The 20363-nt window shown below is 42.9% G+C and carries 19 protein-coding genes and 1 pseudogene; 13 read left to right on the forward strand and 7 right to left on the reverse strand.

All coding sequences use genetic code 11. From position 1 onward, the window contains the following. On the forward strand, positions 1-433 hold a 433-nt coding region (locus tag FWE23_09520), incomplete at its 5' end, for a hypothetical protein (GenBank protein ID MCL2845666.1). 47 nt (positions 434-480) lie between these two features. Here FWE23_09520 and FWE23_09525 read toward each other — a convergent pair. Continuing rightward, positions 481-3093, reverse strand: coding sequence for an acyl-CoA dehydratase activase-related protein (locus FWE23_09525; GenBank protein MCL2845667.1), 2613 nt, complete (start codon positions 3091-3093; stop codon positions 481-483). A gap of 109 nt (positions 3094-3202) precedes the next feature. Between FWE23_09525 and FWE23_09530 the strand changes: the two are divergent. Next, positions 3203-4356 (forward strand): annotated as a pseudogene (locus FWE23_09530) (class I SAM-dependent RNA methyltransferase). Positions 4357-4953: 597 nt separating this feature from the next. Next, positions 4954-6381: a methyl-accepting chemotaxis protein gene (locus FWE23_09535; GenBank protein MCL2845668.1), complete on the forward strand. Its 1428-nt coding sequence runs from the start codon at positions 4954-4956 to the stop codon at positions 6379-6381. Between the two features lie 79 nt (positions 6382-6460). On the opposite strand, the gene dapA is transcribed toward FWE23_09535, so the two are convergent. Further along, a complete protein-coding gene (gene dapA / locus FWE23_09540) occupies positions 6461-7351 on the reverse strand; it encodes a 4-hydroxy-tetrahydrodipicolinate synthase (protein ID MCL2845669.1) in 891 nt (296 codons plus the stop codon). Between the two features lie 134 nt (positions 7352-7485). Between dapA and FWE23_09545 the strand changes: the two genes are divergently transcribed. The 4 genes from FWE23_09545 (at position 7486) to FWE23_09560 (ending at position 10002) form a co-directional block, all read left to right on the forward strand. Further along, complete coding sequence (locus FWE23_09545; protein ID MCL2845670.1) at positions 7486-8121, forward strand: MotA/TolQ/ExbB proton channel family protein; 636 nt, start codon at positions 7486-7488, stop codon at positions 8119-8121. Further along, on the forward strand, positions 8118-8600 hold the full coding sequence (locus FWE23_09550) for a biopolymer transporter ExbD (GenBank protein MCL2845671.1): 483 nt from the start codon (positions 8118-8120) through the stop codon (positions 8598-8600). Before FWE23_09545 ends, FWE23_09550 begins: the two co-directional genes overlap by 4 nt. Positions 8601-8715: 115 nt before the next feature. Then, the gene (locus tag FWE23_09555; protein MCL2845672.1) at positions 8716-9183 is read left to right on the forward strand and encodes a biopolymer transporter ExbD; all 468 of its coding nucleotides are present in this window, start codon (positions 8716-8718) and stop codon (positions 9181-9183) included. Between the two features lie 3 nt (positions 9184-9186). Continuing rightward, complete coding sequence (locus FWE23_09560; GenBank protein ID MCL2845673.1) at positions 9187-10002, forward strand: energy transducer TonB; 816 nt, start codon at positions 9187-9189, stop codon at positions 10000-10002. A 45-nt stretch (positions 10003-10047) separates the two neighbouring features. Here the strand turns inward: FWE23_09560 and FWE23_09565 are convergent, their stop codons facing one another. After that, positions 10048-10881 (reverse strand): rhomboid family intramembrane serine protease, encoded by an 834-nt coding sequence (locus FWE23_09565; protein MCL2845674.1) that lies wholly within the window; start codon positions 10879-10881, stop codon positions 10048-10050. A gap of 165 nt (positions 10882-11046) precedes the next feature. Here FWE23_09565 and pdxA point away from each other — a divergent pair, with 165 nt between their 5' ends. The 4 genes from pdxA to dprA all read left to right on the forward strand — a co-directional run bounded on the left by pdxA (position 11047) and on the right by dprA (position 16449). Beyond that, the gene (gene pdxA, locus FWE23_09570; protein MCL2845675.1) at positions 11047-12039 is read left to right on the forward strand and encodes a 4-hydroxythreonine-4-phosphate dehydrogenase PdxA; all 993 of its coding nucleotides are present in this window, start codon (positions 11047-11049) and stop codon (positions 12037-12039) included. Between the two features lie 108 nt (positions 12040-12147). Next, entirely contained in the window at positions 12148-13209 is a 1062-nt protein-coding gene (locus tag FWE23_09575) for an ATP-dependent 6-phosphofructokinase (protein ID MCL2845676.1), read from the forward strand. Positions 13210-13289: 80 nt separating this feature from the next. Then, positions 13290-15329: a polyphosphate kinase 1 gene (gene ppk1, locus FWE23_09580; GenBank protein MCL2845677.1), complete on the forward strand. Its 2040-nt coding sequence runs from the start codon at positions 13290-13292 to the stop codon at positions 15327-15329. Between the two features lie 13 nt (positions 15330-15342). Next, positions 15343-16449 (forward strand): DNA-processing protein DprA, encoded by a 1107-nt coding sequence (gene dprA, locus FWE23_09585; protein ID MCL2845678.1) that lies wholly within the window; start codon positions 15343-15345, stop codon positions 16447-16449. Positions 16450-16507: 58 nt separating this feature from the next. Here the strand turns inward: dprA and FWE23_09590 are convergent, their stop codons facing one another. The 3 genes from FWE23_09590 to FWE23_09600 form a co-directional block, all read right to left on the reverse strand. Beyond that, complete coding sequence (locus FWE23_09590) at positions 16508-16855, reverse strand: nucleotidyltransferase domain-containing protein (GenBank protein ID MCL2845679.1); 348 nt, start codon at positions 16853-16855, stop codon at positions 16508-16510. Next, positions 16828-17232, reverse strand: coding sequence for a HEPN domain-containing protein (locus tag FWE23_09595; protein MCL2845680.1), 405 nt, complete (start codon positions 17230-17232; stop codon positions 16828-16830). Before FWE23_09595 ends, FWE23_09590 begins: the two co-directional genes overlap by 28 nt. Positions 17233-17368: 136 nt before the next feature. Next, positions 17369-18142, reverse strand: a complete 774-nt coding sequence (locus FWE23_09600) for a zinc ribbon domain-containing protein (protein ID MCL2845681.1) — start codon at positions 18140-18142, stop codon at positions 17369-17371. A 457-nt stretch (positions 18143-18599) separates the two neighbouring features. Between FWE23_09600 and FWE23_09605 the strand changes: the two genes are divergently transcribed. Further along, complete coding sequence (locus FWE23_09605; GenBank protein ID MCL2845682.1) at positions 18600-18821, forward strand: hypothetical protein; 222 nt, start codon at positions 18600-18602, stop codon at positions 18819-18821. Between the two features lie 191 nt (positions 18822-19012). On the opposite strand, the gene nagB is transcribed toward FWE23_09605, so the two are convergent. Beyond that, a complete protein-coding gene (gene nagB / locus FWE23_09610; GenBank protein ID MCL2845683.1) occupies positions 19013-19798 on the reverse strand; it encodes a glucosamine-6-phosphate deaminase in 786 nt (261 codons plus the stop codon). Between the two features lie 286 nt (positions 19799-20084). Here nagB and FWE23_09615 point away from each other — a divergent pair. Next, the coding region (locus FWE23_09615) for a hypothetical protein (GenBank protein MCL2845684.1) at positions 20085-20363 on the forward strand (279 nt) is incomplete at its 3' end.

The following is a 20363-nucleotide window of genomic DNA, read 5'->3' on the forward strand; positions in this document are numbered from 1 at the left end:
TTTATATTTGCTGAGAATAGAAACCGAGGGAATGCTTGCAGAAAACTACCAAATCGGAGCAACGGAGTTTTTTATAAGAACGGAAGAGTTTCTTCCAAGTTTTATTCGCCAAAATACCTCGCGCGATAGCAGATACGGAATTATTCTTGAAAACGCGGTAGTATCGGATTTCGCGAGAATTTCAGTAATCACCCCCGAACAAGCAACGGTGAATTTAGCAATTTTTGACAATTTGGGCAATGTTGTATTTTCGGCAGACGATGTAAGGGCGGGTTTCAAACCCGCCCTTACGGCAGATGGTGCAATTGTCTGGGATTTGCAAAATTTCAACGGACGTTTTGTCGCCAATGGCACATATCTAATCATTGCCGAAGCGACAACTATTAACGGACGAAGATATTTATATTCCGCGAGAATCGGCGTGAATCGGTAATATCACAAACGGTAATGGCGTATTTTGCACATACGCCATTTACCCTCCTACCTCGCATTCAAAATAATCATCTGCATTCGATTATGAATATTCGCAAGCGATGTATCGGGGTCGAAATCGAGCGATTGTATGGTTGTGCCCGGGTATTTTTCTTTTATGGCATTGGCAACGCCGCGACCTGTTATGTGGTTGGGGAGACAGCCGAACGGCTGAACTATAAGATGCGAATTTATTCCTTTTTTTATCCACGAGATTATCTCGCCCGGGATTAGCCAACCTTCGCCCGTGCGGAAAGCTATGTCGCTTATTTCTTTGGCGTATTCCGCCATTTCAAAAATGTCCGAATGCGGTTCGTAGTATTTGAATCTCCGCATTTTTTTCTCTATTGGGTTTATGGCGGCGTCGAACACTTTTTCGTAGGCAAAACCGAGGAATTTTCGCCACGCGGGGAAGCGCGAGTGTCCGCGGTCGCTCATAACGCGGAAATTTACGGCGTCTTGTCGCCAAAATTCTATTAGCGCGGGCAGAACGACCTCCATTCCGTGTTCTTCGAGGTATTCTACTATTCCGTAATTGCCTGAGTCGTGATAGTTTATCAGAATTTCGCCGATAATTCCCACTCTGGGTTTTCGCACTGTTCGGTCGCATTCTATGGAATTGAATGCTTTTATTGCGTTTTTCAGTTGTTTTAACGCCGCCAAATATCCGCGATGGCGAAGTGTTAGGCATACTTTTCTGCACCAAATTTGGTTGTAATTATCAGCAGTCCCTTTAACTTTTTCGTAGGGACGGCATTTGCGGGTCATATCGTCGATTGCGTCTATAAGCGCCATTCCTTTTACGGAAAAAAGCATAAATCTCGTCTGATTTATCTTGAAACCGGGGTGAATATTACGCACGTCGTTAAAATCGGTGGTCAAAATCGGCACGTTCTCGAAACCGTTTGCGTCGAGCGCTTTTCGGGCGAGGGCGGCGTAGTGTCCCGCGCGGCAATCTTGGCAGTTTTTTGCAAGCATTACTGCGTATTCGCGGTTTTTATCCGTGCTTTCGTTGTGTAAAAAGCGCAGGTGTTCGCCGATATTTACTTGCGCGGGAAAACATATATCGTTGTGCACAAATTTTTTGCCTAAATCAATCGCCTCGTCGTCTGCCATCGGTAGAATTTGCGTATCGTAATTTTGAGCGCGCAAGGCTTCTTCCATAAGTATAGAAAATGACGGCGAAAGGTTGGGTATGAGTATTGTCCGTCTGCGGTCTTTTTTACCGTAAATTGTTTTGTAGGGCGATAAAAAACCTTGTTTTATGGTCTCGGTTTTCTCTTTTCGGCGGATTTTTATTGTCTCTGCAAACGAGGTTATGCGTATTGATAACGGTCCTTTGTTTTCTCCCTCGTCGAGTTTTAGAGAAAGCATTGCTTTTTTGGATTTTTCGCGCAAAATTCGCTCTAATTCGTCCGTCAAAACGGCGTCGTGTCCGCAGCCGAAACTTACTAATTGCACAAGTTCTAATTCGGGGATTTGCGAAACGGCAATTGCGGCGGCAATCATACGGGTGTGGAACGGGTTGTAGGTGTCAATTCGCGTGGAAGATACCTCGATTTTATCGAAATCAAAGCACTCGTTTATTAAAACGGCAACGCCTCTTTGCGTGAAAATATCGCTTACGCCGTGATTTATGAACGAGTCGCCGTGATACGGTCTTCCCGAAAGCAAAACTCCGAATTTTTTGCTCTTTTTCAGGTCTTGCAGTATTTCGCGCCCGCGATTATGCAACTTTTTTTGGTATTCTTCAAATTTTTCCTCGGCAATCAAAAATGCGGCGAGTGCGTCCGTTTTTTTTTCATTGAGGTCGTCCGTCAAAAACGAAATTATCTGTTTTTTGCGTAATTTTGGCGATGTCCATTTGAACGCGGGCGATAGAAATTCTATCTTTTTCAGGTTCTTTTTTTCCTGTATTCGTATAACTTCGGGGTAGCCCATTAAAACCGCGCAACTCCACGACGCGTCCGCAGTCGGATTTGTTTTTAAGTTTTTGTGAATTGCGGGGAAAAATATTTTATTGACCTTTTTTTCTTTGAGCTGAGCTATGTGTCCGTGAACAACTTTTGCAGGCAGGCAAATTGTGTCGGATGGAACGGTGGAAAGCCCTTTTTCGAACACTTTTGCCGAACTTTTTGAAAGTTCTACTTTGTAGCCGAGCGCGGCAAAAAGCGTTCCCCAAAACGGAAGCGAATCGTAAAAATCCAAAACCGCGGGAATGCCTATGCTTCCTTTTTGCGGCAGGGCGGGGAATTCCTTGTTATAGTTTTTGAACAGCATTGCCTCGCGCTCGCGCATCATATCAGGGACTTTGGCAGTGTTGTTTTTGGGCGAAAGATGTTTCGCTCCTACGGAATTTGCTTCGTTATGTAGGGGCAAATCATTATTTGCCCTGACGTCGTTGTCGCTACGGTCGCTGAGCTCAGTCGAAACGTCGCCTTTTTCGCAACGATTTCCCGTTATAAAAACAGTGCCGTTTGAAAAGCGGATAATTGAACGCGAACACGCGTTTGCGCAGTGCGGACAAGCGTTTCCGTCGGAAACGGCGTATGTTAAATCTTTGAGGTTATCGAAACCTATAAATTTACTGGCGACGGTCGCCTCCCTGTTTTTTTCGTTCATTACTTAAAAATTCTTTATTTATTCGTTTGTTTTCCGTAAAAATACTATATGCCGCGCGTGGCGAAACGTATTTTCGGTGGTAAATATTTAGAAAAAGGCAAAATAAGCTATGTTTGAATACCAAAAATTTGGAAAATATTACGCGCAGGCGGCGGGTGAAACCGAAGAAATTTGCGCGAAAGAATTAGAGCAACTCGGCGCAAAAAATATTGCGCCGTCCTACAGAGGAGTGGCGTTTGACGCCGATAAAGAAACGCTTTACAGAATAAATTATTGCTCGCGGCTTTGCATTCGCATTTTAGCGCCAATCTTAACTTTTGACTGCCACAGCGCAAAATACCTAACAAAAACGGCAATGAATGTGGAATGGGACAAACTGCTGAAAATTAACCAAACATTTGCTATAAACGCCTCTGTGGGCGACAGTTATATTAAACATTCGCTTTACGCCTCGCAATGTCTTAAAGACGGGATTGCCGACTGGTTTGTCGCAAAATACGGACGACGACCGAATGTGGACGTCGAAAATCCCGACGTGCATTTTCACTTGCGAATTTACAGAAATCGTGCGATAATCAGCGTGGATACTTCGGGACTTGCGCTTCATAAACGCGGGTATCGCGTGTCGTCGGTAATGGCGCCGATGCAGGAAACGCTTGCCGCGGCAATGGTTAATTTGGCGGAATGGGACAAAAAAACGCCGATTTGGGACCCGATGTGCGGAAGCGGCACAATTTTGGCGGAAATTTTAATGCTTTATTGTAATGTTCCCGCACAATTTTTGCGCAAAAAATTCGGGTTTCAGAATTTGCCGACTTTGATGAAAAACTTTGGGAACGCATTAAAGAAGAAGAAGACGCTAAAATTATAGATTTGCCGAGCGGACTGATTTTCGGCAGCGACAAAGACCCGGACGCCATTCGCGCCACACAGAAAAATTTGGCAATGCTTCCGAACGGACAAAAAGTATCGCTGAGAGTAATGGATTTTGAAGAAAAAGAAAGTTTTGAAAACGGCGTAATAATTATGAACCCGCCTTACGGTATTCGGCTCGGCGAAACCGAAGAGGTTGCACAAATTTACAAAGAATTCGGAAATTTCCTGAAACACAAAGCAAACGGAACTTCCGCGTTTATTTATATCGGCGACGCTACGCTCAGAAAATCGTTCGGATTAAAACCGAGTTTCAGCAAAAAACTGATAAACGGCTCGCTCGAAGGCGTGTTCCTGAAAATCGATAGTTTTAAGATAAAATTCAGATAAAAAACAAGCAAAAAACGGCTTCTCGCTTAAAAAAAATGAAAATCCTGAGAGCGGACTGTCGGAAATAGTCGAAAAGTAGCTCGTTTTTAGGGATTTCTCCGCCACTTTTTGATTTGGCGCATAATTAACTGTGTTTGCGGCTTGTTTTTTGTGTTGGCTAATTATTATTTTTGGAAAAGTTATTCTGTGTCTTCTTTAAAGTTTTCTACATTTATAGTGCGAGAGGTTAGCATAATGAGTAAAAGCAGTATCGAACTCAACAACGAAAAAGTAGCGCCGGGAGGTCCGGAGTATCGTCCAAATCAAGTTGATTATGAGCATTTTGCGGAAATTCGCCGCATCCGTCAACCAAAAGTTAAAGGTGGAAATGCACTTACCGAAGTATTTTATACAGACAGGGAAAAGTGTAAGTCTTGCCATCAGTGTATTGCCGTTTGTCCTTCAAAAATGTGTCAGTACGGCGACAATGAATATATGGGGATAGAGCATAATTACTGCATCGGATGCGGTAATTGTGTGGACGCTTGTTCTTGGGGCGCAAGAATTCCTATTGATGATTATAAATATTGGATGGACGACCTCGAAGCAGGAGAAAAAATGATTGCTCTTGTTGCGCCTGCGATTGCTTCCACATTTCCCGACGGCGATTATCTCAGATTTAACACTTGGCTTAAATCGCTGGGAGTTGAGGCAATTTTCGATGTGAGTTTCGGCGCGGAATTAACAGTAAAATCTTATTTGGAGCATATTAAAAAGAATAATCCGAAATGCGTTATTGCTCAGCCGTGTCCTGCTATTGTAAACTATATAGAACTGTATTGTCCCGAACTTATTCCTTATCTTGCACCTGCGGATAGTCCTATGCTTCATACGATAAAAATGATAAAGTCGTTTTATCCGCAATACTCAAATCATAAAATTCTTATGGTTTCTCCGTGTGCGGCTAAATCACGTGAGTTTGTGGCGACAGGATATTCTGTTTACAACGTGTTAAATCGGACATTTGAAAATCATTTGATAACAAAAAACATTTCTCTAAGCAATTTTCAAAAGAGCGACTACGACAATCCGCCCGCAGAAAGAGCGGTTTTGTTCTGCAGTCCCGGCGGACTTATGGATACCGTTTTGCGCTGGAACGGCGACCTCAGAACTAAAATCAGAAAAATCGAGGGTGTTCACACGGTTTTCCCATACCTTGATAAACTGAAAGAAAACATTGAAAAAGGAAATAATCCTCTTCTTGTGGACTGCCTTAACTGCGAACACGGTTGCAACGGCGGAACGGGAACGAGCCACAGACATACGTCGGCGGACTATCTTGAAAATCAAGTTGCAAAGCGTATGGAAGAGATGAGAATGGCATATTTGGCGCAGGTAAAAAGAAGCGGAAATATCACCGAAGACGATTCCGAAATCCAAGGTAAGATACTTGATGTTATAAACAAATATTGGGAGCCGAACCTTTATAATCGTAATTATGTTAACAGGGCGGCTTATGTCGATGTTCGCACTAACTTTACCGACGAAGAACTTTATCCGTACTACGAAATGATGCACAAATACAGTAAAGACGACATTTACGATTGTGTTTCGTGCGGCTACAATTCGTGCAGAAGTATGGCGATTGCCTTGGCTAATAACGTTTCCAAACCGCAAGCGTGCCACTATTATTTGCATTCGGGGCTGAAAAAATCCGAAGAAAAGCGAAACGACGCGGTTGACGAGTTCAAGACGCTTGTTACGGATTTGTTCGACAACCAAGGAAACCTTTCGGGCTTTGCTCCTGCGATGAAGTCGATTGAAGATATTGCAAGACAAACCTCAATTCTGTCTATTAACGCAAGTATTGAGGCGGCAAGAGCGGGCGACGCAGGTAAAGGTTTTGCGGTAGTTGCAAAATACGTTGGTGATTTGGCGAAAAATACCAAAACCGAAACTTCCAAGTTGCGCGACGTGTTGTCAACTTTGAAAGGGCTGATAGAAAAGAAAATCAACAAATTCATCGAAGACACGAGAGTGGAGTAAGTTGAGTTTAAAAATTAAACAATAAAAAAACGCCGTAGAAAATATCTGCGGCGTTTTTTGTTTTTAGGAGCAAATCACATCACAACATATTATCCGAAATTGCAATTTTCAGCTGTGCGATTTCTTCGTCGGTGAGTTTAAAGAGCGGCGGACGAACTTCATCGCAGTCTATAATCCCCTCGTCTTTGAGAAGCGCCTTTATCGGAATGGGATTTGGATGCGTGAAAATTCCCGAAAAGAAATCGTAGTTTTTGAAGTGGAGTTCTTTTGCTAATTGGTTATTTCCCGCCTTAAACGCCGAAATCATTTGCTTAATATCTTTGCCGATTAAATGCGAGGCAACGCTCACGACCCCCATTCCGCCGACCGCCAAAATCGGCAGGGTCATAGAATCGTCGCCCGAATAAATTACGAAGTCGTCGGGGACGTCGTAGGCGATTTCGGTAATCAGGTCAATGTCGGGCGCGCTTTGTTTTACGGCAAAAATGTTTTTGTGCGCTCTAGCCAAGTCTGCAATAGTTTTCGGGCTCATTGATACGCCTGTTCTTCCCGGGATATTGTAAAGCATAATCGGGAGAGAAGTTGCCTTTGCTATTGCGGAAAAATGCTCGAAAATCCCTTTTTGGTTGGGCTTATTGTAGTAGGGGACAACCGAAAGCAGAGCGTCGGCGCCGATTTTTTCTGTGTTTTGCGCAAATTCGACCGCCGTAATAGTGGAATTAGAGCCTGCGCCCATCATAATTTTTGCTTTTCCGCTCGCCGCACTCCTCACGCATTTTAGTATATCCAATTCTTCTTCGTGCGTTAAAGTCGGGCTTTCACCTGTGGTGCCTGTCACCAAAATTGTATCGGTGCCGTTATTGATAAGGTGGACAACTAATCTTTCGAGCGAAGTAAAATCAACGCTCAAATCCTTTTTGAAAGGGGTAACCATTGCGGTAATGACCTCGCCTGCGTCGTATCGTATCATAATATAATCTCCCGTCAATTATATGTTTTGTCCGAAATAATTTCGATAAAAAATAGTATCTGCCCAAATAAAGTAGCGGGAAGCGGCGGATAAAAATTATCTTTGCTGCGAAATATTAAAAAAAAGGAGATTTTGTGGAAAAGTATTTGAGTGATTTCGCCGTATTTTTCAATGAGGGCGGTCGATTTATGTGGATTATTTCTTTTGTGTTTGCGTTTGCCGTGGCAATCGTTATCGAAAGACTTGTGTTTATGTATATTATTTGCAAAGGCGCAAAGGCAAAAACTGCTTTGGCGGCGGCAAAAGCGATTGAAACAGGCGACGAAACGCTCATTGGCAAATTAAGCAAAAACAGAGACCCGCTTTCTGTTTTACTGAGCGGCGCGGCGGCAAAATTCAAAAAAGGCGCGTCGATTGAGCAAATTCGCGCAAGCGTGGAAGAAGACGCGATTTTGCAAATTCCGCGAGTTTACGCCCGACTTAATTACTTGGTTTTTGCGGCAAACGCCGTTACGCTTTTGGGACTTTTGGGGACAATTCAGGGGCTTCAGTTGTCGTTTGCATCGCTTGCCTCGGTCGAAGCGGCAGAAAAAGCGGCGGCTCTTTCCCGCGGGATTTCGATAGCTATGAACACGACTGCGCTCGGACTTGTCGCGGCTGTTCCGTGTATGTTTGCCTACACATTTTTGTCGAACAAAAAGCAGAAACTCATAAACTGCATAGACGACGCAATGGCTCGTTTCCTTAATTATTTGGAAAATGCGAAATGAAAAAAATAAGGCACATCTGGGGTCAAAACAGCGAAATAGAGGAAAATTGCGACGTTGACGTAAAACCCGTGATGAATATGTTCATCATTCTTATTCCGTTTTTGGTTTCGATGGCGGTTTTCAGCAATATTGCAATGCATCAATTCTACCTTCCGCCCGACGCGGCAAACTCGGATATGAGCGGAGAAATAGTGTTGCGCACCACTGTTGTAATAGACGTTAATTACGTTTTATTAACGGTTGGAAGCGAAGTTTTGGACTCAATGTCGATAGAGGATTTTGAACGCGAACGTTTAATAAGCGCGCTGACTGCCGCCCGCGAAACGAGCGACGCCCCCGACAAAGCAATAGTTGCAGTCCGCGACGACGTACTGTTTGATTGGGTAGTCAGAATTATGGACATTTGCAGAGCGAGCGGATTTTCGCAAACAGGTCTTTCGTCCGCGCCTGCAAGCGCAACTTTAGGGATGGAACAATGAAATGCAAGTCTATTGTAGGGGCGTATTGCATACGCCCAAATACGCAAATGCCGTTCAAACAACGGGCGTATGCCATACGCCCCTACGGAACAGATGAAAACGGAACGGACGAAATATGAAAAGAAAATCACTTCTGGGAAAATCGCGCCAAGAATCGGGCGACAGCGGAATAACTTCGCCGCAACTTACATCTTTAATTGATGTAATGACGGTTTTGCTTATATTTTTAATTCAAAACTTTTCGGCGCAAGGAGACTTTATTAACACACAGCCCGACATATCGCTTCCGCGTTCCGAAATTACGACTACGCCGCTTCCGACGTTAATGGTGCAAATTAGCGAAAACGAGGTGCGCGTTCAGGGTATTTTTGTGGTGCGAAACGCGAGTTTTGCGAATGCCGCGGACTTAAAAATTCCCGAATTATACGAGGTTTTGTCGAAAAATCGCGAAGAGCGCATAGAAAATCGAATAATAATAGAAGCAGACAAAAATTTGCCGTTTAACATAATAAAAAGGGTGAGTTTTACGTCTAACGCGGCGGGATTTGAGGATTTTGAAATTTTGGTGAACAGGGAGCAATAAGATATGAATGAGAAAAAGGCTATCTTGCCCGAAAACGTAGGGGCGGGTTTCAAACCCGCCCTTACACTCGCCCCTACATCAGTGGACGAATATTTTCCACAGCCAAAAAGCGGCAACGAAACGCGGAATTTTTTCTTGTTGCTGGTGATTGTTTTATCCGCGTTTTCGCTCTGTCTTTTTCTGCTTTCGATGGTTGAAGTTTTGCCCGAGCCGATACAAGAAAGAATAACAACAATAAGAACAACTTTTTCTATAGAACAGCGAGAAGAAACTCCTCCGCCACCGCCTCCTCCTCCGCCAAGACCGATTGATTTGAGCGAAAGGGTGCGAGTAAACGAAACTGCTCAAATTCCTCAAGAAACTCCGCCGCCCCAAACCGAACAAAGGCGCGTTTTCGGCTTAGAAAAAGTGTTCTCCACAGGACTTGGCGCAGGCGGGTCGATGTCGAACGCGGTTGTAGGACGTTTCGGCAACACAATAGAGGGCGAAGTTGATACCTTGACCGCGACAGCCGACGATATTTCTTCGCGAATAGTCCCCGCGGCAAGTATAACGCAAGCGCCCGTATTCAGGCGTCGAGTGCTTCCCGAAATCACCGACGAAATCCGAAGAAGCGGCGTAAGCGGAACGGTGCGAGTACGGGTTTTGGTTGATATAGACGGCAGAGTAGTTCAGGCAATCGCGCAAAATGATTTGGGTTTCGGCACAGCGGAAGCGGCAGTCGCCGCGTGTCTGCAAATGGAGTTTACCCCCGCAAAAATAGGCGAGCAATTAGTTGCCGTGTGGATAACAATTCCTGTTAGGTTCGAGAGGTTGTAAACTGTTAATGTAAGGGCAGGTTTCAAACCTGCCCCTACCGCGTTCTCACCTATTATTCCTATAATCCGCCGAAGCGTTTTGCAGGATTTTTCTTTCGGACGGGGTAAGCGAATGAATTCCGTGTTCGTTTATTTTGTCCAAGATTTTATCCACTGTTTCGGCGCGCCCCGAGTTTACCTTTTGGGATGGCGTTTCGCTTCGGAATGTGTATTGCACTCTTTCTCTTTTTGTGGAGGCATTCTGAAAAAACGCTCCGATATTTCGCACAATGAGGTCAAATCTGTCGCCGATATGTATCCATATAAATCCTGCGATAAGTCCGCCCAAGTGCGTAATGTGCGCAACTCCTCCGACGTTGCTTCCCGAGCCTAAAACCGAAATTACCGCATAGATTATCACGGCGGTTCTCACTTTCATCGGGAAAACAAAGAAGAAAAGAAGCTGGCGGTTCGGAAAATAATAAGCGTAAACCACCAAAATAGCCATAATCGCTCCCGAAGCTCCTATTACAAGGGAGTTTGGGGCAAAAAACAGCATCAAAAGCGAGAATACTCCCGCAAAAATCGCGGAAAAAAAGTAAAATTCAAAAAATCTGCGGCTTCCCCACATATATTCGATTTCTTTTCCGAACATCCAAAGTCCGAGCATATTAAATGCAATGTGGAAAAAATTATGCGTAGAATGCAAAAACGCGTAAGTAAGCAAGCGCCAAACCTGCCCCTCGATAACGGCGCTCGGTCGCAAGCCCCCGTAAGCCATAATATACATCCCGATTTGCGGCGCAAGAAGGACAATCGCGTGAATTGCCAAAGTAATTATCAATACAAAATTTATAGCGCTGAATTGCCCTGTGTTTCGGTCTGTGAAAATATTACTCATAAAATTTATTCCGTTTTATTGTGTTTTTTGTATCGCAAAAATAATAAATTGTCTTTGTTTAGCGCAAGTTGTTTGGTGGTTTTTGCCTAAATTTAGTTTAATGACAAGACTTTATGTTTGCGCATTTAGTATTTTTGTTCGGGATTTTGTAAAATCGGAGAAAAAATGAAACCAACTTTGGCAATAACTCTCGGCGACCCCGCGGGCATCGGAGCGGAAGTAATTCTAAAAGCATTTTCGCGCGTTGATTTTTTTGATAAATTCAAGTGCTTGGTCATCGGCGAAAAAGGCGTTTTGGAGTTTTATAAAAAGCTTCTTAAAATAAATTCCCCTGAAATTATCGCAGTTGCAAATCCCGCAGAATACCAAGACGGAAAAATTAACGTCATTGATTTGGGAATTGTCGGCGACGATTTTGAAGTCGGGAAAATCAGCGCAAAATGCGGCGAGGCGGCTTTTCGGTATCTCGATTATGCGATAAATTTGGCAAAAAACGGCAAAGTCGGCGCAGTAATCACCTGCCCGCTCAACAAAGAAGCGCTGCATTTGGCGGGACATAATTATCCCGGGCACACCGAAATTTTGGCTGAAAAATGCGGCGTTGAAAATTTCACAATGCTGTTTAAAGTAGAAAATGTTGCGGTTGTTCATTGCACGACCCATTGCTCGCTCAAAGAGGCGATAAACTTAATTACAACGGAAAAAGTCAAGCAAAACATTCTACTTTTGGACGGCGCGTTAAAATCGTTCGGGATAAAAAATCCGCGAATTGCAGTTGCGGGGCTTAATCCGCACGCAGGCGAAAACGGGCTTTTCGGCGATGAAGAAATTTTGCATATAAATCCCGCTGTCGAGTGGGCAAAAGTTAACGGAATAAACGCAATCGGCGCGCTTCCTCCCGACACGGTTTTTGCCTCGGCGTTTAAGGGCGACTACGACGGAATTGTCGCAATGTTGCACGACCACGGCTTTGTCGCGCTGAAATCCCGCGATTTTGAAGCCGGCGTAAATATCACGGTCGGTTTGCCGATAATTCGCACAAGCGTCGGACACGGAACAGCGTTTGATATAGCGGGAAAAGGACTTGCGAGCGAGAATAGTTTGATGGCGGCGATGGAGGATGCGTGGAAACTTGCAAAATACAAGCGAAATTTATGAAAAATCGGTGTAAAATAAATTATTTTAGGCAAAAACTTTAACAGAATTTTCACATCTTGCAAAAAACTTATAGTATTTTATATGCAAGAAAGTGAGGCGGGAGGATAAATGAATATCGGAATATTGACAAGCGGCGGAGATTGCGCGGGACTTAACGCTATTATGTACGGATTTGTGAAAGCGATGACCGCCATAGACCCTAAAGTGAAAATTTATGGGATAACCGACGGTTTTGCGGGGCTTATCAATCGCGAATACAGAGAAGTTCATCACGAAGAATTTGACGGCATCCTTAATCTCGGCGGAACGATTTTGGGAACTTCGCGCCAACCGTACAAAAAACTTGTTGCTCCCGAAGGACAAGAAAAAGTCGCTTTTATGAAAGAAAATTACAGCAAAATGGGCTTGGACTGCCTGATTGTTTTGGGCGGACAAGGAACTCATAAAACCGCGGGGCTTTTGTCGAGCGCGGGGCTTAATATAATAACTTTACCCAAAACCATAGACAATGATATTTTCGGCACGGATATGACTTTCGGCTTTCATTCGGCGGTAGATGTTGCAACCGAGTGTATCGACAGAATACGCACTACGGCGGCGAGCCACGGGCGCACGTTTGTTGTGGAAATTATGGGAAACAAGGTCGGATGGCTTGCATTATATTCGGGAATTGCGGGCGGCGCGGACATCATACTTATTCCCGAAATTCCTTATAAAATTGAAAGCGTAATTAAAGCGGCGCAAAAAGCAAATAACGAAAAAGGCTACTGCATAATTGCCGCGGCGGAGGGGGTTATCTCCGAAGAAGAGGCGGCGCTTCCAAAAAAAGACCGCTACGAAAAGCGCGCGCAAACAGGCGAAACTACCGCTTCAAACCGCATTGCAAAAGCAATAGAAGAAAGTTTGGGCGCAGAAACGCGCGTTATGGTGCCCGGATATACCCAAAGAGGCGGAAATCCTTGCGCTTACGACCGTGTAATCTGCACTCAAATGGGCGCTTACGCCGCAAGATTGGTCGAAGCAAAAAAATACGGGGTAGCAGTTGCGATGGACGGGCAAAAAGTTAAACACAACAAATTGTCCGATATTGCAGGAGAAACCAAAAGCATTGCCGCGAGCGACGATTTGGTTAAAACGGCAAAAGACGTGGGTATATCGCTTGGCGATTAAAGAACGAGAAAACAAGTGAAAATTAACGAAGTTAGTGTAAAAACAATAAAAAAAAGAAACGCAGGTGCAGGTAGGAATTTATGAATAAATTTATTAAAGGCGCTTTTGTAAACCGCGAATATTCGTGGCTTAAATTTAACGAACGGGTGCTTATGGAAGCGGCAAGCGACGACAATCCGCTCTTGGAAAAATGCAAGTTTCTTTCTATATTTTCCAGCAATTTGGACGAGTTTTTTATGGTGCGCGTCGGCAGTCTGTTTAACCAGTTGCAGGACGACCCAAAGGCGTTGGAGTACAAAACTGGACTAAACCCGAAAGAACAGTTAATCGGGATTTACGAATATGTTAAAAAACTTTACGCTTTGCGAATGAAAATCGCTAAAAAGGTTTTGGCGGAACTCAAAAAAGAAGGAATAGCGGTTGCAAATGCGCGCTTTTACGACGAAAAAATCGACAGTCGCTTCGAGAAATATTTCCAAAATACGCTTTTGCCTTTGCTTAATCCTATAGTTTTGGATAATAAACATCCGCTTATTCACCTCGAAAACCTTAGAATGTACGTTGTTTTGCTTATGGAATACGACGGCAAAACTTTTTTCGGCATTCTTCCCATTCCCGACAGAGGCGAGCGTTTAATTTCGCACGAAACCGCCGCCAGAGTCAAAGTAATGACGAGCGAAGACTTGGTCTATTATTTTGCGGACAGCGTGTTTTCCAAATACAAGGTATTGGGAAAATCGTTGGTCAGATTAACGCGCAACGCCGACTTGGACACCGAAATGTTCAGCACGGATTTTGAGTCCGAATACGAATTTTCCAAACTTGTAAAGGGAAAAGTGAGTTTGCGCTCGACTTTGCCGTCGGTGCGGCTCGAATTTAGCGGCGAGTGCGAAAAAATAAAGAGTTTTTTGTGCAAAAATCTTAGTATTGAGCCTTATAATTGCTTCAATATAAGGTATTTTTTTGATTACAAATTTATGTTTTCAATAGAGAAATATATGCCGCAAGACCGCGCCGCCGCGCTTAAATATAAGCCTCTGCACGGGCGCTCCGTTCCTCTTGTAAGACCCGATTCGGTTATAAACAGCGTGCTGGCAAACGATTTGTTTTTGTTTTATCCGTTCGACAGCGTAGAAACTTTTTTGGATATGCTCGACGACGCAAGCACGGACAGGCGCGTGGCAAGCATAAAAATAACGCTTTATCGCGTGGAAAAGCAGTCGCGGATTATAGAGGCGCTTCGTCGCGCTCGCAGAAACGGCAAGGAAATTACGGTTGTAATAGAACTTACCGCCCGTTTCGACGAAGAAAACAACCTGCATTTGACGGGAGTGCTGAAAGAGGCGGGTTGCACGGTGCTTTACGGCATAGGAAACTACAAAGTTCACGCAAAAATAATGCTCATTGTCCTTAAAGAAGGCGAAGAAATTTCTTACATAACGCATTTTGGGACGGGAAATTACAACGAAAGCACCGCAAAACTTTACACCGACCTGAACATAATAACCGCCAACAAAGAAATCGGCTTGGACGCGTCGCAATTTTTCCGCAAAATGTCTATGGGCGACGTGAATTTTGAATGCGAAAAACTTCTTGTGGCGCCGCTCGCTTTTAAGCCTGCGTTTTTGCAAAAAATCGAAGAGCAAATAAGTCTTGCGCAGGCAGGCAAACCTGCAAAAATTATCTGCAAAATTAACAGTTTAACCGACAACGACTTTATAAACGCGTTTGTTCGCGCGTCGCAGGCGGGGGTAAAAGTTCAGCTTATAGTTCGCGGAATTTGCTGTCTTTTACCGAAAGTTGCGGAAAAAACCGAAAACATAGAAGTAAAGAGCATAATAGGTCGTTTTTTGGAGCACAGCCGCATATATTGTTTCGGCGAAGAAAACCCGCAGATTTATATTTCAAGCGCCGATTTGATGACAAGAAATATGTGTCGCCGAATAGAAATAGCAACGCCTATAATTGACGAAAATATCCGCCAAAAAGTATGCAAAATGCTCGATATTCTCCTCGCCGATACCGAAAAAGCAAGTTTTTTGAGTTCCAAAGGCAAATACGAAAAATCGACGGAAACAGGAATGTCGAGCCAGCAGTATTTTATTGATAATGTGATTTAGGCAGAGAGAAAATATGATTTACTGGATTGCGCTGTCTCTTGTTGAGGGAATCGGACTTGCTTCAAAGCATAAATTGTTGCAAACTTTTGGCACGCCCGAAAATATTTTTGAGCAAAAAATAAGTAAAAAAGATTTTTCTCGTATGAAAAACGATATTGATTTTGCAAAAATTAAAGATAATTGCCTGAAATCAGCAGAAAGAATTATCGGTTTTTGCGAAAGAGAAAACGTTAAAGTTTTGAGCATTGCCGACGAAAAATATCCCGCGCTTCTAAAAAAAATAAACCAAGCGCCGCTTATTTTGTATTGCAAAGGCAACGCCGAAATCCTGTCCGAAAGGGGAGTGGCAATCGTCGGAACAAGAGAGCCCAACGCCAACGGAGAAGCGGATACTCTCGAAATTTCCACAGGTTTGGCGCAAGCAGGATTTGTAATTGTCAGCGGTCTTGCAAGGGGAGTAGATACCGTTGCGCACAATTCCGCTTTGAACGTAAAAGGTAAAACCATCGCCGTTATGGCAACGGGAATAAACGAAATAACGCCCGCTTCAAACGTAAATCTCGCGAATAAAATAATAGACAACGGCGGCGCGGTTATTACCGAACAAGTCCCCGGTAAATTGGCGTTTGCCCCGAATTTTGTTTTACGAAACCGCATAATTTCGGGTTTGTCGGAATGCACAATCGTTATTTCCGCCCCCGAAAAAAGCGGCGCATTAAGAACGGCGGAATTTGCGCTTCAACAAGGCAGAAAAGTATTGGTTGCTCTCGGGTATCGAAGCGACGAAAAATACGAGGGAAGCAACAAACTTCTCCTAAAAAAAGACATTAGTCCCGCGCTTAAAATAAACGGAATAATTTCGTATCTGAACGGCACGCAAGAGGTTGAGCAACTCAGCATTTTCGATATTCAGCCTAAATCGCCCGCCGCAAAGCCGCCTGTCAAAACCTGTTCGCAATCGGAGCAAAATTTGCTTTCATTTTTAAGCAAAACACCAACAAGTTTAGAAACCTTGTCGCAAAAAAGCGGAATAGACCTAAGCGAACTCTCGGAAATGCTTTTTGATTTGGAGTTGGACGGCGTTGTGGCGCAGGTGGCGGGGAATTATTGTTTGGGGTGAGGGGAATAAGGTAAGAAGGCGTATGGCAATACGCTGAATACGTAAAAAAATCTGCGAACTAATTTTGCTCTCTATGAATTTTTGGAAAAATTTCTTTTCCGTTGCGTAAAACATTTTCTACAAACGGGTTGCTGTTGTTTATTTCCGATAAAGGAAAAGCGTTCGGTTCTATTAAAATATAGCCGTCGTATTTAATTTTGAGATAGAAAAGTTCCGCGACAATGTCCCATTTGCGTTTGTTTTCAAAATAAGAAGAAAAAAAGCAAATATCGACATCGCTGCCTTCTTTTTGTGTCCCGTTTGCGTAAGAGCCGTATAAATACACCTTGTCTATCGGAATTTTCTTGGCAACATCGTTAATATACTCGTTTGAGTATTTCATAACGGTTTCAATGTCTTTAACCATTTGAACGCCTCCTCTGTTTTGTTTAACATTTCCAACGCGTCGTGTCTATTTGTTTGCGCACTCAATTTTGCTTTGTATTCAGGGTATCTGTTTTCTAAGTAAAATGCGCTCAAGCGAGCAAAAAACATTTTTCTTTCTTGTGAAATCTGTTCAGGCAGTTTGTCTTCAAATCTTTTCAGTAAATTATTTATATCGTGAATTCTCGGAAAATAATCGTCAAGATAAGAAACATATAGTCCCTTAACAATTTTTTCTATTGACTGCTGACACATAAAAACAACGTATAACCAACGCTCCATTTTATATAACGCGGCGGCGGTAGTCAAATCGTATTCGGCAATGTCGAGCCAATAATCGTATTTCTCCGCTTTTGTCATTTATCCTCCAAAAACTTCTGAAGTAAAATACTAAATGCCACGACGAAATAGCAAGAAAACGGAAAAGGCGGGGAATTATTGTTTGGGGTAATAATAAATAAGGGCAGGTTTAAAACCTGCCCCTACATAGTTTTAATTAAAGCGTCCATCCTAATTTCAATGAAAGTCCGTGGTTTGGTCTTCTTACCGTACCTGTGTTTTCTATTCTTTCTACCCATCTTCCAAGTTGCCAAATGCGTTCTGTTTCTGTAAGTAATCTTTCATATTCCGCTATCCATAATTTATATCCGAAAGATACATTAAAACCGCCGAAATCAACGCCAAATGACGGGTTAAAATAAAAAGTTGGATGGGCGTGTCCCCACCACACATTTCCGTCTGATTTAAGGCGGCTTAAAATAACAATTCCTAAGCCGATGTCGGTATCAAGGATTGGAGATATGTCTTTTCTTAAAAAATAAATTCTTGGTCTTAAAAATATCGGTATGACAGATGACGCTCCTTGGTATAAAATATCTTTTCTATCCCAACCGTCTTTGAGCACTTCTTGAATAACGCTTAATCTTTTGTCTTCAAACCAAGAATTATACGTAATACCATTTGTCTTTGCTACACTCAGCGGATGCCAGCCTGAGCCAAAAAGGAGAGAAAAATGCTGATTTATTCTTGCACCTCCAAGAAGATTTATTCCGAAAGTGCTTATTCCGTAATCACCGAGCCCGAAAGAATATTCTGTTTCTGCTCCAAATGCGAAGCGAGGTTTTTGAGTTTCAGTTTTTGGCGCAACAATCGGCGTTGCTTGAATATTCTGAATTTCAACAGGAATACCCGTCTCCGCAACTCCGCCGACCACAGTTCCGCACTGACCGCAAAAATTTGCTCCCGTTAATAATTGAGTTCCGCAATTCATACAAAAACTGCTCGCAAAACAAACGCAAATCGACAACAAAACGACACCCGCCGCAACTTTTAATTTTGAAAATGGCACGCCCATCACTCCTTTTTTAATTTTGTTAGTAATCAATTACGGAGAGAATTTGCCTGCGGTAAAAACCTAAAACGGCTGTTCTGCCCATATTGAGTTTTACCATATACCGAAATATGCCTATCGTTTTAGTCATCAAATAGGACGGCAGAACAACCCAAAGGGCAGTTATACCTAATTGATGACAGACGAAATGCGGAGTGAAAATCTCCGCAATTTCGGTATATGGTAGCGAGAAAATAATATTTGGCGAATGGTAATGCGGGGAAAATGTCAGTCCTTAAATAAATAACTGACTTTTAGATATTTTGAGCAAAAAAAATAAATTTCCCTTGCACGAAAAGAAGCAAAAAAGGTATTTTAATATAGAAAGGAAGATTTTATGTTCAGGTTTAGTGAAAAGCAGAAAGATAAAGTAGCTGATTTGTTTTTTGATGGAGCGAAATACATTATTACAGGTTCGGTGCTTGTTGAAATGTATAGCGCAGTATCAGATGTTAGAGTTCCTGCAATTTTGGCGGGCGCAATTTTAGCAACCGGTTTTACTTGTATCGGTTTAATAATTATCGGAGAACGTTCCGAAAAGAAAGGCGGTAAAAAATGATAAATGCAATTGTGGGTGGTTTTGCTTTTGCGGCGGCTGTAATGCTTATGGGAGTGATTTCCGACTTGTATTATGGGTGGAAGTTAAAAAACGGTTATACGTTAATTGCTTAAAATGCAGAAAATTATCGCTTAGCAAATTAAAAAGGGAGCATTTTACCGCTCCCTTTCTTTATTGAAAACAAACTAATATCATCTGTATTCAGCCCACTGCGGCTCTTTTGCGAAAACCCAGTCGTACCAATCGCGCATTTTGAAGTTTTTCGCAGCTGCTTCATCGACAACAACTATGCAGTTTTCGTGCATTTGAAGCGCCGAAGCCGTAACCGCCGCGCACATCGGTCCTTCTACCGCTTTTGCGATAATGTCCGCTTTGCTTTCGCCTGTTGCCATCAAAACTGTTTTTTTCGTGTTCAAAATTGTTTTTACGCCCATTGTAATAGCAAGCGTAGGCATCATTTCGGGTTTTGGGAAAAGTTTTGAGTTTACATCGATTGTCGCCTTTGTAAGCGCTTTTACGCTTGTAAGCGAACTGAGCGATGACATTGGCTCGTTGAAACCGATATGTCCCGACATTCCTATGCCCAAGAGTTGAAAATCAATTCCGCCCGACGCGTTAATCGCGTCTTCGTATCTTTTGCATTCCGCGTATGGGTCGGCAGCCAATCCGTTCGGGACGTTGGTTTTGCTTTTGTCGATATTTACGCGGTCAAACAAAAATTTGTTCATATACGAACGATACGAATTTTCGTCTTCGGGGGCAAGTCCGATATATTCGTCCAAGTTGAAAGACGAGCATTTTGAAAAATCAACTTTTCCGTCTTTGTGCATTGCTACAATTTTGTCATAAACACTTTCCATCGTCCGTCCCGTTGCCAAACCAAGCGTTAAAGCGGGTTTTTTGCATACTTCTTTTACCAACAATTTCGCCACAAATTCAGCGGCGGCTTCTGCGTCTTTGCGAATAACAATGTCCATAAAAACTATCCTCACTTAATAAAAGGTTGATTAAATTCCGATACTAATTTACGAAATATCCCGCGCCCTTGTCAAGAAAAAATCCGCGAAATTCGATTTTATAACAATTATGTTCCATTTTTTGCATTTTTTATTAAAAGCAGATATCAAAATATCTGTATTTATAACAACTTGCTGCTAACCACCGCCACAATCAAAATAACCCCGCTCACCATTCTGCCCAAATATTATTTTATCGTCAGAAAACCGAAAAATAGATTTGAAAACAAAACAGAAAGCAGAAAAAATGCAGAAAACCGAACAAGAATCCGCTAAACCCAAGCGCAAAGAAACCGTTCCGTATCACAATGCCGCATATTCTGCGTTTATGTGTCTTTTGAGCAAAGAGATAAAAAGCGCGTGGAATTTGCACAAAAACGACGAAGCCGCGGCTTATTGGATTCACGTTATGGGCTCTATAAACGGCGCGACATTAAAAAAGATAATATCAGAGGAGGACGGTATGGAAGGAATAGAATATGTTGTAAGAGACCTTGCTCAAGAAGGTTTTTTAGGTAATTTGAAA

This window comes from Chitinivibrionia bacterium (genome assembly GCA_009779925.1).
Classification (GTDB): Bacteria; Fibrobacterota; Chitinivibrionia; order Chitinivibrionales; family Chitinivibrionaceae; genus WRFX01.